General features: G+C 67.0%; 11 protein-coding genes. 1 reads left to right on the top strand and 10 read right to left on the bottom strand.

Translation table 11 applies throughout. The features are described 5' to 3' along the window. From ABIE24_RS15405 to ABIE24_RS15360, 10 genes are all read right to left on the bottom strand, one after another. Window positions 1-2,607 (bottom strand): fibronectin type III domain-containing protein (locus ABIE24_RS15405; RefSeq protein WP_502916289.1); only part of this gene is annotated, 2,607 nt, incomplete at its 3' end. A gap of 303 nt (window positions 2,608-2,910) precedes the next feature. Beyond that, a complete protein-coding gene (locus tag ABIE24_RS15400) occupies window positions 2,911-3,795 on the bottom strand; it encodes a CgeB family protein (protein WP_354501221.1) in 885 nt (294 codons plus the stop codon). A 65-nt stretch (window positions 3,796-3,860) separates the two neighbouring features. Further along, window positions 3,861-5,207, bottom strand: a complete 1,347-nt coding sequence (locus tag ABIE24_RS15395; RefSeq protein WP_354501219.1) for a lipopolysaccharide biosynthesis protein — start codon at window positions 5,205-5,207, stop codon at window positions 3,861-3,863. Between the two features lie 5 nt (window positions 5,208-5,212). Next, entirely contained in the window at window positions 5,213-5,974 is a 762-nt protein-coding gene (locus ABIE24_RS15390; protein WP_354501217.1) for a glycosyltransferase family 2 protein, read from the bottom strand. After that, window positions 5,961-7,316, bottom strand: coding sequence for a hypothetical protein (locus ABIE24_RS15385; protein WP_354501215.1), 1,356 nt, complete (start codon window positions 7,314-7,316; stop codon window positions 5,961-5,963). The genes ABIE24_RS15390 and ABIE24_RS15385 overlap by 14 nt, the downstream gene beginning before the upstream one ends. Further along, window positions 7,313-8,416, bottom strand: a complete 1,104-nt coding sequence (locus ABIE24_RS15380; RefSeq protein ID WP_354501213.1) for a glycosyltransferase — start codon at window positions 8,414-8,416, stop codon at window positions 7,313-7,315. Before ABIE24_RS15380 ends, ABIE24_RS15385 begins: the two co-directional genes overlap by 4 nt. Next, window positions 8,413-9,243, bottom strand: a complete 831-nt coding sequence (locus tag ABIE24_RS15375) for a WecB/TagA/CpsF family glycosyltransferase (RefSeq protein WP_354501211.1) — start codon at window positions 9,241-9,243, stop codon at window positions 8,413-8,415. The genes ABIE24_RS15380 and ABIE24_RS15375 overlap by 4 nt, the downstream gene beginning before the upstream one ends. Further along, window positions 9,236-10,438 carry a glycosyltransferase gene (locus ABIE24_RS15370; protein WP_354501209.1) on the bottom strand — a complete coding sequence of 401 codons (1,203 nt, stop codon included), beginning with the start codon at window positions 10,436-10,438 and terminating at the stop codon, window positions 9,236-9,238. The genes ABIE24_RS15375 and ABIE24_RS15370 overlap by 8 nt, the downstream gene beginning before the upstream one ends. Further along, window positions 10,435-11,844 (bottom strand): tyrosine-protein kinase domain-containing protein, encoded by a 1,410-nt coding sequence (locus ABIE24_RS15365; RefSeq protein WP_354501207.1) that lies wholly within the window; start codon window positions 11,842-11,844, stop codon window positions 10,435-10,437. Before ABIE24_RS15365 ends, ABIE24_RS15370 begins: the two co-directional genes overlap by 4 nt. A 232-nt stretch (window positions 11,845-12,076) precedes the next feature. Further along, a complete protein-coding gene (locus ABIE24_RS15360; RefSeq protein WP_354501205.1) occupies window positions 12,077-13,324 on the bottom strand; it encodes an MFS transporter in 1,248 nt (415 codons plus the stop codon). Between the two features lie 312 nt (window positions 13,325-13,636). Between ABIE24_RS15360 and ABIE24_RS15355 the strand changes: the two genes are divergently transcribed. Further along, on the top strand, window positions 13,637-14,182 hold the full coding sequence (locus ABIE24_RS15355; protein WP_354501204.1) for a MaoC family dehydratase: 546 nt from the start codon (window positions 13,637-13,639) through the stop codon (window positions 14,180-14,182). The last annotated feature ends 91 nt before the right edge of the window (window positions 14,183-14,273 follow it).

Below are 14,273 nucleotides of genomic sequence, written 5' to 3'. Positions count from 1 at the left end.
GACCTTGACCCGGATGCCGTCATCGCTCAGAGCGGAGAACTTGTACGTCCCAGCACCCTCGTCGATCACCTTCGTGAACCGGGCAGAGTACTGGTCAGGGCCCACACCGGCGGGAGCCGTGGTCTGGTTGATGCCCGAAACGCAATCCGTCGCGATGGACGAACCCTGAAGCTCGGTACCGGAGAAGTAGTTCACAGTCCACTGGGAGCTGATGCATTCGCCCGGGACGACGGGCTCGTCGGGGATGACCACCTGAACGGCGGGCGACGGTGCGGAACTCAGTCCGTCGGCTCCGACGGCCACGACGACGTAGTGGTATGTTTCGCCGGCCTCCACGGTGGAGTCGGTGAACGTCGGCGACGTGAGCGGGCTCGTGTTCACCGGGGGCCCGTCGACCGCAACGGTCGCGGTCGTCCCACGGTAGACGTTGTAACCGGCCGCAGCTGCAACGGCGTCCCAGGTGAGGAGCGCGTGGTCACTGGCGTCGACGGTGCCGGCGAGGTTCGCGGGGGTTGCCGGCGCCGTCGGCGCGCTGGGAACGGACACGCTCACGGCTTCGGAGGCTTCGGACGCCCGGTTTCCGAGGGCGACGACGACGTAGTAGTAGGTCGATCCCGCCTCGACGGTGCTGTCAGTGAAGCTGGGGGCGGTCAGCGGCTCGGCGTTGACCGGAGTACCTGACGCGTTCACATCGGCGGAGGATCCGCGGAAGACGTTGTAGCCGGTTGCGCCGTCGACGGCCTGCCAGCTGAGGTCCACGTCGCCGTCAGCCAGCACGGCTGCGAGATCGGTGGGCGCGGGAAGCGCCGCTGCATCGAGCTCGAAGATCTCGATGTAGTTGATCTTCGTGTTCCTGCCACCCTCTGCGTCGATGGTGAGTGTTCCGTCGGTCACCTCGACGGTCGCGACGGACTCGTCGTACTCGCGAGCCGCGGACCCGATGAACGGGGCGAGGAACTGGACACCCTCGGCGCGGAGCGCGTGGGTGCTGTCGTAATTGCCGGCGGAGGAGTCGCCGACGGCGGCAACGACGTTGTAGGTGCCGTTGGGGAGGTCATACTCCCAGACGCCCTTTTCGGTCGTGATGCCGGTTGCGGGGTTCGCGTTCGCGTTGTCGCCGTACTGCATGTGCACCAGGGAGGCGAGTCGCTGGTCGGTGGTCACACCGGTGTTGGTGCGCACTCGCGCGTTGAGCGAGAAGTCGAAGGCGGCTCGGTCGTCTGCGGTGATCCAGCCGGATCCGCGGGTCGCGTCATAGGCGAGGCCCGAGTCCTTGGTGTAGCCGGGCACCTCGGCGCCTGCGGCTGTCGTGAAGTTGATCTTGTCGACGAGCGTGCCCTCAGGGGACGCTGACGTCAGCGCGCCGGATGTTGCGACCGGGGAGACGTTCCCGCTGGCGTCGACGGCGGTGACGGCGTAGTGGTAACCCGTGCCGATGAATGTGGTGGTGTCGGCGAACGTGGTGGCGGTGATGGGGGTGGCACCGGAGATCGGGGGACCCGTCGTGCTCACCGGGCTGCTCGTTCCGCGGTGTACCCGGTAGCCGACGACGTCGGACTCGGGGGATGCCACCCAGCCGAGGTTGATGCCGGCCGGCGTTGCCTGCCCGAGGAGGTTCGTCGGGGCGGACGGGGCCGTGGTGTCCAGTTCGGTGACGGCGAACGAGTCGAACGCGTACACGATCGGCGTCGTGTCCGGCACGTTGCGCTTCGTGGCGAAGACGCCGCCGAACGAGTCGACCGCCGGCAGGTCCGTCCCGGTGAGGAGGGTCCCGTCGAAGAAGTTGGCGGGGACATCGAGTCCCGCTGCGAGCGGGACCACGGCGCCGGCTCCCAGGCGGTAGGCGGCGGTTGCCTTCCGTGTCACTGTGTTGACGTCGAGCTGGAGGGTGACGGCGGAACCGTTGGGGATGGTGGCTGTGGTCGTGTCGACGTTGACCTGGTAGGGCGCGGTGCTCGGAGAAACCGCGGCCACTTCGCGGGCCAGCTGGATCTGGCGGTTGCCCGATCCCGCCGTGGTGCCCGAACCGGCGATCGCGAGCTTGACGAAGTTGTCGTCGTTGGGGCCGAACCACAGGCCCGCCTGCGCCGAGTTGTACGCGGCGGGGCTGGTGACGGTGGTGGTGAGGCGCAGGACCTTGCCCTCGGCGCTCAGGCCGACACCCATCGTGTTGTCCTGCTGGTTGCGCGTTGCGCCGTTCCCGGCTGCCGGGTCGTTGTGGAGGTAGGCGATCCCCTTGGTGGCCGTGATGTTGAGCTTGCCGCCGCTCACCGAGAGGTTGCCGGGCTGATACCACTGCGGGTCAGCAGTCGATGGCTGGACCATTGTGAAGCCGGTGGGGATGTCGCCGCTGGCGTTCAGGCCACCCTCGGTTCCGTCGAAAGTGAGCGCCTTCGTGTTGCCCGGTGCGGCGATCTCGCCCGGCTGCAACGGCGAGTACGGGGTCGATGCCCAATCCGCCGTGTTCGCGGGGACGTCGGCTATGGGCAAAGCCTGAGCCGGCGTCGCGCTCAGAAGCGTGAATGTCAACGCGGAAATCGCGATGGTGGCTCCGGCACGGAGCCACCCGGTGGGCCGGGACTCGGGGGACGAATTGCGAGGCGACATCATTTTCCTTCTCTGCCAGGCACAGCGTCGCGAGGCAGCAGCCTGTGTGAGAGCAGGCTGATGAGAGCTCGGAGAGCGATGTCGGGCATCTTGGGCTGCAGCAACCGGTTAGCCGGCTGCTAGCATCTTCGGGATGGACCAGGTGGAGCGGTAAGGCTCGTCGCTTCAGGAAGCGCTGGCCACTGCTGTGAAATTACCGAACAATCCTCACGTTTATCCACGCAGACGCGGAATTGACCCTCGCACTGGGGGACATATCCCCCGAAACCGGTCGAAATCGTTTCAATTTGCGAGTGTGGCCCCTCAGGCCCGAGACACGGGTCGCTCCCTCGTCGGTGAATTGACGATCTCAGCGATGCAGGTCGCCCGCTGCGCCCAGTCCCCCACGCGGCGAACGGTCTCCAGATTCCTGTCGACAAGTCCCTGGTAGGCGTCGAGATCGTCGAGAATCGACCGCAGTTGCGCTGGAGCATCGCGCACGTCCGCTTCGATCACCGGGTTGTAGCCGAAGAGGGCGACAAGGTCTGCGGGGGCGTGACCGAGCACAAGGCATCCCGACGCCATGGACTCCAGGTAGCGGTGCGTGAACGTCTCGACAGCCCCCGCTGCTGCAGGGTGTGTCGTGGTTCGCGGAAAACAGACCGAGATCGCGGATGATGCGAAACCGTCGATGAGGTCGGCCCGACTCTCGAAGATGACCTGCCCGCTCACCGCCTCGTAGCGGAACTCTGCGTCGCCGAGCAGGCGTGCCCGGTGCACGGGCTCGTGCCAGGCGTCCCATCGCCGGCCGAGTTCAAGCACCCTGATCGGGCGCTCGACCAGGCGAACACCGGGTCGATAACGGGCAACCGACGTCGCCTCAGGAAGGTAGAGCAGGCGCCCGCCGAAGCCTCGCTCCCGCAACAGGTCCTGCGCCGCCGTTGACGTGCAGAGGACGACGGGCACCCGGAAGTCCCGGAGGAGCTCGATCCACTCCGCCACCGACTCCTCCCACACGTCCCACGCGAGGACGACCGGGCGACCTCGGATCGCGGCGTCCGCGAGGTGGTGTCGGCGGGGGCCCATGAGCGGCACCACGATCCGACGCTCACTGCGCCCCACCGGGTTGAGCCCGAGCCTGCTCACCACTTTCCCATACAGGCCACCCACCGGTACCGGTTCAGCGCCGTGGGCCGTCAACGCGTCCACGACTGCTTCAACGGGATAAAACGAGGGATGTGGCCACGGCCGGGGGCTGGCGACCAGAAACCCGCTCATGCTGCGTCGGGCCTTCGGTGGCGGCCGAGAAGGACGAGCACCCTGACGGTGCCGGGAACGAGCTGGAACACCACGATGCCGCAGAACAGGCTCAACGCCACGCCCGTCACACCGAACGGTCCGGCGGTCAGCAGCGATGCCGACAGCACGAAGATTCCCATGAGCACGGCGAGCAGCGCCTGAAATCGCAACCCCCGGGCATCCGTCAGGTACATTCCGGACGGGATGTAGAGCGCCTGAACGAGCACCGTTGCCCCGAGGATCCAGAACAGCTCCGGCGGGAACCGCACGGCGTTGTCGACGGCCACTCCGGAGAGCCAGGGTCCGAGCGTGACCAGCCCCACGGCACCGACAACGCCGACGGCCGCGACCACCTTGACGCCCGTCAGATACTGGGCGGCGCCGCTTTCCGCCCGCGCCCGCACGCCCGCGAATTCACCCCACAGCGACTGCCCGGCCACCTGGGCGATGGAGAACACCGGAAGGAAGGTGACCATCGCCGCGGAGTAGACGGCGACGTCGCCGAGCGTGGCCTGCCAGCTGAGGACGAGCCTGCCCGTCTGGAAACTCACCGGAAGTGAGAGTGACACGATCAGCATCGGCCACGCGGTGGCCCAGAGAACCACCCGTGGGCTTCCGGGCGCCGCCTGCGCGGCGCGGGTCGCCCGCACGACCCCGACTCGCGAAGCGACCGCCGTCGCCACCCAGTGCGAGACGAGGACGCCCGCGGTGGTCACGACGAGGGCGGCGAAGATCGTCGGCGCCCAAAGACTCGCCGCGAGCACCAGCAGCAGGGTGATGGGCGGGCCGATCCCCTGGATCCAGACAGACCAGCTGTTCCTCCGCATCCCGAACAGCACCGAATGCCCGAGCGTTCCGGGAATGGCAACGGCGAAGAGCACCATGGCACCCGCGATCCCCCAGTTCACGGTCGCTGAGTCGGGCAGACCGGTCAGTGCCGGCCACGCTCCGAGCGCCGCGATTCCGAGGACGGCGACGAGCACGGCCGCCCCGACGAGAAGGAGGACGCCGCGCGCCCGGGTGAGGGTCTCCCGGAACTCGGAGCCCCGGGCGGGGAGGGCGCCCGCGGCGTTGGCGACGGCCGCACCGACCCCGAGATCGATGAAAGGGAAGAGGAACGGCAGGGCTGCGATGAGCGAGAAAATCGCGTAGCCCTCGACGCCGTACGTCTCCGTGACCAGCCGGGCGGTGAGAATCGAGCAGATCCCGGTCAGCGGCAATACCGCCACCCGCGCTCCCGCAGACGAGAGGATCGCTCGCGCCGCGCCGCTGCCCTCCACCTTCGATCGCGGCAGCACCGCCCTGCCTGTCGACTCGCCCATCGGGGTCAGCGCCTGCCTTTGTGGGCGTATGCCGCACCACGGCGTCGAAGTTCACGGAAGCAGGCGATCGAGACCGCCGCCCCGAGGTCGATGATCCGCGACCCCAGCACCGGGACACCGTTGTGCACCCGCATGCGGTGCCACAGCCGTTCGCGATCGAGGAAACTGCTCTGCGAATGCACTCCGCCGAGCAGGAAATCAGCCACGAATCGCACCCAGGTGACCGGTTCAGCAACGGCTGCAGCGCGGATCGCGAGCTCCTGGTCGGCAGCGAAGCCGAACCGATCATCGAACCCGCCCAGGCGCTGCAGCAGGTCGCGGCTGAGATAGGTGGCAGGCCACGGCGCGAACCGAAACCCGAGCTGCAGTCGCCGCCGCCGGAACGGCGATTGCAGCGAGCCGGAGACGATTTCTCCGCCCTCTTCGACGTAACGGACGGCACCGTAGCCCCACTCCCACGTCCCGCGGGCCCACTCCTCTGACACGAACTCCACGACACCGGGGTCGGTGAAGCAGTCACCGGAATTGAGGAAGACCAGCAGCTCCCCGCTCGACCGCTCGATGCCCTTGTTCATGGCGTCGAAGATCCCAGCGTCCGCCTCCGACACGAAGTGCGCGTGAGTGTTCGACGCGACGTAGCCGGCCAGGAGCTCACAGGATCCGTCGGTTGACCCGCCGTCGATCACCCAGTGCTCATACGGGCTGCCGACCTGCGCGGCAACGCTCGACAGGGTCTTCTTCAGGCCATGGAGATCATTCAGGGTCACCGTGATCACTGAGATCTTTGGGAGAGCTCGCGTGGTCATATCCATCCTTCCTTCCCGCCTCACGGTCACGGCGTTCGGCTTCGCGTGGCAACCAGGCGACCACCGCGAGGGTGGCGGCCAGCGGCGCGAGGGTGAGCGGGCTGAACAACAGGTCCCATTCCGCGCCGATCAGCAACACCGCGACCGCCGCCATGAACGGCGTGCTCAACCGAAGCGAGTCGAGCGACAGCAGCGTCTTCGCGATGAGGAGCACGAGAACGACCACGAGTGCGAAACCGAGAATGCCGTACGTGCCCCAGAATGTCCACAGCACGGAGTGGAAGGCGACCTCCCCCGATCGGAAGTAGCCGGACACCGTGCTGGAGTCCTGGAGGCTGCTGTCCGGGAACGGCATGGCCCGCACCGCCGTCGACCAGTCCGCAGACGATGGCGACACGCCCAGCCCGAGTCCGAACGGATGCCGCTCGGCGAGCGACCACGCCGCGGCCCACTCCGGGCGTGCGCCGAGCAGAAGGTTGCCGGTCACAGTGGACTGTTCGATCGTGCGCCTTTGAACCGCCTCGCCCAGGAGCCCCGCCGATGCCAGCGCCGACAGCAGCCACGCGAATGCCAGCACCCCCGCACCGAGGGCGACGCCCACGAGCGCTCGGGAACGCCGATGACGTCCCGGTTTCTCCCTCGACGAGCGCAGGACATAGATGACGACCGCTCCCGCGACCAGTACCTGGATCCACGACCGATACGAAAAGCCCGTCGATATCAGCACCAGAACCGCGAGCGCAGCCGCGTTGATCAGGAGTCCGCCACGGCTGACGAGACTGAGCACGATCACACTGACGGGCAGGGCAAGGCCATACTTCCACGGGTTCTCCGCAAAACCGGCACTCAGAAACGGTGCGGACACGATGAGCCCGGCCGCCCACACGATGAGGAACCTCTGGAGCCCGAGCACGGTGAGCGCCCAGAGTGCCGTAGCGGCCGTCAAAACAAGACCGACCAGCACCGATGCCTGGTACACCGCCAGACCCTGGTTGAAGGCCCTGCCGGGGTCGGCGTCCAGACCCGGATCGATCAGGAGGGCACCGTTGGCCAGGGCAAGGCCGGCCAGGGCGGTCACGGCCAAACCCGCCCGCGACGTCAGCCAGGGCCGGAGTGTCAGGGGAAAAGCAAGCAAGGCCAGAGCCACACCGAACGAGATGTTGGCGGAGAACGGCGTGCGGAACGACAGGAGAACAGTGACCGCGACGGCAAAGATCAGCGTGAGGTGTGACGGCTTTGCGGCCACGCCGGGGAACGCGTATCCCGGAGCTGCTCCGAGCGGGATGCCGGTGGTGGCGCTCATGGGGCCGCCCGGGACACAGCTTCGGCGACCAGGTCGCCGCCGGTCTCGCCCGAGAAGCGTCGCAACCAGTCGTCGATCGGTGCGAATGGCAGCGAACGCGCCTCCCACACCGCGAGCGCATACGCCGGCACCGAATCGGTCGATGCGAGCACGGCGGTGATCCCTGGGATACAGGCGTCTGCCACGCCGAGCGCGCGCGACGAGACGACAGCGGGAATGGACGCAGCGGCGGCCTCGACAAGCACGTTGCCGAACCCCTCCACCTTTGACGGCACCAGGAGCACCGAGTGCGGCGCGACGGTGTCGAACCAGCGATCCACCCAGCCGTGGAAAGAAATGGGCACGCCCAGCGACAGGGCCAGTCCGCGCATGTCGTCCTCGAGTGGCCCGACACCGAAGACGTCAAGTTCGACCGGAACGGCGTAGTCGCGTGTGAGAGCCGCAGCGACATGCACGGCGATCAACGGCCTCTTCTCGGGACTGAGACGTCCGGCAAAGACCAACCGCACCGTCCGGTCGGTCCCGGCGGATGCCTCGCGCGGCATCCGGCGCGTTCCGGTCGTGTCTGAGACGGGATTGACCACGACCCAGAGCCGTGAAGAGTCGAGGCCGTAGAGTGCGGCCATCTCCGCAGCGACCGGGTGAGAGACCGCAATCCACGATCCTGCCCGCCGGTACAGCAGTTTCGCGAGAGCGAGTTGGAACCTCGACGACCGGCTTGCCGTCGCCCGCTGAGGAACGTGCAGGGTGTGATCGCTGATCGTCACACTGGGACGGATGCGCTTCGGCAGCGTTGCGGCGACGATCAGCGCGAGAAGGTTCCAGAACGGCATCAAGGACAGGACGGCATCGGCGGGTGTGGCACGAAGCGAACGCCGCACCGCCGGAACGGACCCCACGAAGCCCCTCAACCGACTGCTCACGTCGACAACGTCGAGGTCCGCCGTGGCGAGGTCACGCTCCGTGGGTTTGGTGAGCAGGACGCGGACCCGATAGCCCCTCGCCTGCAGGGCAGACGCCCACCGGGCAGCCACGTACTCCGCACCCCCGCCGGAGAGGCTGGGGGCGAGGATCGCGACGGTGCCGGGCCGGGCCGTCACCGCGAGTCCCGGCTGATCGAGGTCGTTCGCTCGTACGCCATGAGCGACCGGCAGGCGATGGCCAGGAAGCTGGGTCCCTTGACGAGGTACCGCATCCGCAGTCTCTTCGGCTCCTGAGCGAGCCGCCACAGCCATTCGCCACCCAGACGCCGAAGAGCCGGTGGTGCCCGGCGCACGGTGCCGGCGGCGAAATCGACAGCGGCTCCGGCTCCGACGTAGACGCCGGGAGGAAGCACCGAGCGCCAGTGGGTGAACCACATCTCCTGTTTCGGAGCCCCGAGGCAGAGGAACACGATGTCGGCGGAGAGGCGATACAGCTCGTCCACCACCTCGACGGATCGCGGATCGTCGACGGCGGCCAGGTGAGGAAAGGGAACACTGACCACCCGGGCGCCCGGGTACTGTCTCTGCAGTCGGGCGACGGCGAGGTTACTCACACCGGCGCTGCCGCCGGCGACGGCCACCGTCCACCCCTCACGCTCGGACTCGCTCACCAGGAGAGGCAGCAGGTCGGCCCCCGTGTGCTGATGCACCCCCGTCGCCCCCAGAAGCCGGGCAAGCACCGCCAACGGAGCACCGTCGATGAGCCGGAGTGCCGCTTCCTGATAGGCCCCGCGGAACTCGGGATCCCTGTCGAGATCGATGGTCTGGTCGACGTTCGGCGTGATGACGAGCACCGGCTCAGCCGTCGTCCGCATGATCCGGATACGATCCAGCAGCACGTCCGTCGACTGCCAGAACAGCGGCTCCCCGGCAAGGGTCAGGCTGCCGTCCGGGTGCACGCGCAGCGTGGTGGCGGAGTCGGTCCGCTGCCTGAGGTCACTCATTCCGCGAGCATCCGGCGTAGATCTGGCCGACCACGGTGGGCGCACCGAGAAAAGAGACGGTGTCGAGAACGGCAGACCGGCTGATTCCTCCGGCGGATGCGATGCGGTCCGCGATCTCGGCCGGATCCCGCCCGGTCACGTATCCCGTTTCTCCGTCTCGGACGAGAGCGCCGGTGTCCGATCCCCGGGTCACGACCGGCACCAGGCCGGCAGCCATTGCTTCGACGAGGACGCATGGGTAGCCCTCGTACCCGGGATGCGAGGTCATGAGGAAGATCCCGCTGCGCGCCAGGGTCGTGGCGACCTCGGCTGGGTCGACCCGGCCGCGAACCTGCACCCGGGAACGGAGCGCGGCGGGCATCCGGGCGACCCGATCACGCAGACCGTGCAAGCGTGTTCCGGATCCCAGGACCTCGAGGGACCAGTTTCGGTCAGGATGTTCGGTGGCGAGTTGCTCGAACACGTCAAGCGCGAGAGCCGGGTCCTTCGGAACCTCGAGTCGGCCCACCCACACGATCTTGTCCGGGTCCCGGTCGCTGCGACCCGCGACCACGAGAGCGGGATCGAACCAGGTCGGGGAGAATCGGGTCCGCGGATTCCATCGGCGAACGGTCGCCGCATAGTCCTCGTTGAAGACGGTGACGGTCCTGGCGTTACGCACGACGGACGTCTCGAGTCGTCGATGCAGTCTGCTGAACAGCCGCCACAGAGAATCGGACGTGCCGCCGGTGAGGCCGTTCTCCTGGGTGTGGATGAAGTAACCCTGAGGTACCCGCAGCAGGAATCGCAGCGCGAACGCCACATCCATCCGGTGTGCTTCCACCATCTGCCGGGCCGGCAGGCGCGAACGGTACCGAAGCAGGCCGGCCACGAGGGAGATCGAGTGCGGGATCCTCCGTGACTGGTTCGCGGGGTCGAGTTTCGCCACCGGGAGGAACCACACGCTGCGCTCGCCGAACTGGTGTCGCTCCCAGGCGCCGAGGCGGCGTGCGGCCGGCCCTGCCCCCGTGTCGACACCCACGATCGCCAGTTCCAGCTCCGGGGGCGCGTACCGGAAGATCCCTCGCAGGCAGGTGTCGATCCCTCCCGGGGACGGTCGGGCCGGGTCGACCTGATGCACAACGATCCGATCCACCGCGCGGGGTCCGCCCGGCCAGTCAGAAGTTCGGACTGCCGGGGCGGTTGGGAGCGTCACTTCCTGAGCCTGACTCGCCGTGTGGCCTCGGGCTCTGCCTTGTAGCCGTAGGCGCCATACCCGAGCTCGTACCCGTACGCTTCGGACGTCCGCCCCTTCGTCGGCAGCATCGTGAGTACGACCCCCGAGACCGGGGCGCCGACGTTTGCCAGGGCCAGCAGTGCGCCCCTGAGCTGGTTCTTATGGGTCCGACCAGCCGCAACCACCATGATCGTGCCGCCCACCTTCTTGGCGAGGATCGCCGCATCGGTGACCGGCAGGAGCGGCGGTGAATCGAAGATGACGACATCGAACCTGTCGTTGAACTCGTCGATGAGCTGCGCCATCCGCGCCGACCCCAGCAACTCGCTGGGGTTCGGTGGAACATGGCCGGCGGGGAGGACGAAGAGCCCGGCCATTCCCCACGGCTGCATGACGTCGCGCAGCTCGGCTCGACCGATGAGCACATCGGTGAGCCCGACGATGCCTTCCAGCCCCATGTAGTCGGCGACCGCGGGCCGGCGGAGGTCGGCATCGACGAGGAGCACTCGCGACCCGGCGTCGGCGAGCGCAATGGCGAGGTTGGCACTCGTCGTGCTTTTGCCTTCGCTCTGGATGGACGAGGTGATCACGAAGCTGCGCTCAGCCCGCCCCACTTCGAGGAAGGAGAGGTTCGTTCGCAGGGTGCGGAACGACTCGGCCCGGCGGCTTTGCGGGTCGGCGTGCACGGTGAGCGGGGCGTTCTTCGCATGCGGGTCGAAGGCGATGCCACCGAGGACGGCCACATCGGTGACCTGCTTGAGGTCGCTTTCGTTACGGATGCGCGTCTCCAGCGTCTCGCGGAGGACGACGATCCCGAAACCGAGCAGCATCCCAGCGGCCGCGCCGAAGACGAGGTAGAGCGGAATTCTCGGACTCACCGGGAAGGCAGGAACGGTCGCTTCCTGGGCTGACGTGAGCTTGACGGGCGAGATTGCACCGTCCAACGCCGGGGTCTCGGTCTCTTCGACCACCGCGGCCAGGTTCTGCGACGCGGAGTTCGCGATGGCCGCGGCACGCGCGGGGTCTTCGTCGGTCACGGTGATGGCGATGATCGACGTATCCAGCGGTGCGGATGCGACGATCTGCTTCGCGAGAAGTTCCGGAGACGTGTCCAGGTCGAGCTGACGAATGACCGGCAGCAACACGAGCGGAGTCGACACGAGGTCGGAGTAGGTCCTCACCCTTTGCACGCTGAACGCATTGCCCTGCACGAGGTCAGATACGGTGCCCGCGGATTGCGTGGTCACGAAGACCTTTGCGGTGGCGCTGTATTGAGGCGTTTGCAGCATTGACAGGGCGGCGGCGGCTCCGACGCCCACAAGGATCAGGGCGACGATCATCCACCAGCTCTTGCGCAACACACGGAAGTAATCGCGAAGGTCCAAGACGAGGCCTAACTCAACGCGTAAGTATCGGGGTGGTACGCGAAGTATCAGTCATCGTGCCACAGTTGCGGCTAAACGCTTCCTCCCCAACCCGGGGGGCACGAGGGTCGGGCGGGGCACGAAATGGCAGTCAGCCGTCCGCCTTGGAATGCCCGGCCGCGGGCATCCTCAGCCGGGATTCTGGCCGCCAGAACACGCTCGCCGCCGATGACCACGGGCGAATGTCCGCGATCTAACGCCGATGCCGGGGGCCGCTCGCCCGGAGGGCGGCGGTGAGTCCGGCGGCGGTGAAGACAAGGGTGGAAAGGAGAAGAACGCCGAGGGGAAGAGTCCATGAGCCGGTGGCGTCATGGATCGCTCCGACGAGGAACGCGGCGGTAGCTCCCAGGGCGTACCCCACTCCTTGCACCATCGCGGAGAGCCGCCGGGCGTGCGTCCCGCTCATGGCGAGCTGTACGACGAGCACGAACACGATCGTGATTCCACCGCCCTGAGCGGCGCCACCCAGGAAGCCCCACAGAAGCCAACCGCCTGGAGCAAGCATCATTCCGAGCGGAAGGCTGATCCACAGGGCGGATACGAGCGCGAATGTTTTCGGGATGCCGATTCGCTGCGAAAGCAGGGGAACTCCGAGCGCGCCCACGACAGCGGCGATCTGGAAGATGGCCGAGCTGGCGCCGGCCTGGGCAGTCGAGTAGCCGAGCTCCTCTTCGAGAATGGTGGGGAACCACGCGGTAAGCCCAAAGTACGAGAACGCCTGGGCACCGAAGGCGAGCGCGAGGAAGATCGCGGAGAGGCTGCGCCAGGTGCGGGGTTCGCGCGGGGCGAGCGGGATGCCGCGGGTGTCGATGGCGATCGTGGCGAAGGCGTCGGTTTCGAGCGCAGGCTTGAGCGGCCCCCAGTGGAACGCCCGTCGTGGTCCTATCGCCACCAACCATGCCACGGCGGCCAGTATCACGAAACCAGTCCAGGCGAGCAATGCTCCACGCCAGCCGAGGACGTTGGCGAGCGGCACCGTGGCGAGCGTGGTGATCATCGAGCCCACGTTCAAAGCCGAGGTGTAGGCGCCGGTAACGATGCCGATCTGACGGGGCGCGATGTCGCGGCGGATGATGACCGGAATCACCACGTTGCCGATGGTGATGAACGCTCCCATCAGGATGGTGCCAACCAGCAGGGCTCCCACGTCTCCCGCAGAACGCACGATAGAGCCGACGCCCACGCCCAGGATCGCGATCGTCGTCGCGAGGTTCGCACCTGCCTTGCCCACCAGCAGTGAGGCGAGAGGCGTCATCAACGCGAAGCACAGCACCGGCAGGCTGGTGAGCAGGCCGACCTGGGCCGCGGTCAGCGACAAGTCGTCGCTGATCTCGCCGGCGATGGGTGCGACAGCGACGATGGGCCCCCGGAGGATGAAGCCGACCGAAATGATGCCCATCAGAAGCAAGACAGGAAAGCCCGCCCGAGCGGCACGATTCATCGGTTTCATCCCTCGTTCCAGCGCACGTTGGGGCAAGCTTGTTCCCGGGTGAGCCGCTGGCGAGCCGTCGGCTCGGCGCGCCCGTCACGCATGACGGTGCTCGTTCGACCCATCGATGTCCTGCACCGCTTCCTGGAAGTCCTTGATATCGGCTCAGGGTCAACTTTACCGGGGCTCGGGGACCGGCCCTGACCGTTGCGAATCTCGGAAGCGGCGAGGATGTCGAGCGCCCAGGCTACATCCGCTGGAGTCGGGCGGACGGTCAGCAGCATACGACGCCATAATCGGGAAATAGCGCAACGAAGGAGTGACATGGGAAACACGGAATCACGCGTCGTCGAGGGATGGACCGGTCGACTGTTCGAAGACTTCACCGTCGGCGACATCTACTATCACCCCTTCGGCAAGACCGTGACGCAGGCCGATAACCAGACCTTCACGCTGGCGACGCAGAACGTATCGAAAACGCACATCGATGCGAACTTCGCCCTCGCGACCGAGTTCGGAAAACCCCTGGTGAACTCGACCTTCATCCTCGCCCTGGTCACCGGGCAGTCAACGATCGACCTCTCGATGAACGTCTTCGCGAATCTGGGCTGGGACGAAGTTCGGCTGCCCCATCCCGTGCTCGAGGGCGACACGATTTACTCCCGCTCCAAGGTTCTCAGCCTGCGGGACTCAGGCTCCCGACCCTCGGTGGGCATCGTGAAGGTCGCAACGGAGGGCTTCAATCAGGACGGCACAGTGGTGATCTCGTTCTTGCGGACCTTCATGATCTATCGCCGCGGGTTCCTCCCGGGGGTCGAATCGGCGCGCCCCGCCGAAGACTCGCTTCCCGACATCGCGGTTCAGGCATGACTGGCTCGCGCGGGGCTTCCGCAACAATCGCGAATGCGTCCATGGCTCTCTTCGTGCCAGGCGACCGGTTCGGACCGGTTCGCGAAAGCGC

The organism is Mycetocola sp. 2940, from assembly GCF_040548835.1.
Classification (GTDB): domain Bacteria; phylum Actinomycetota; class Actinomycetes; order Actinomycetales; family Microbacteriaceae; genus Mycetocola_A.
The sequence above is the reverse complement of the archived record's forward strand: the minus strand, read 5'-3'. Positions and strand labels throughout refer to the sequence as shown.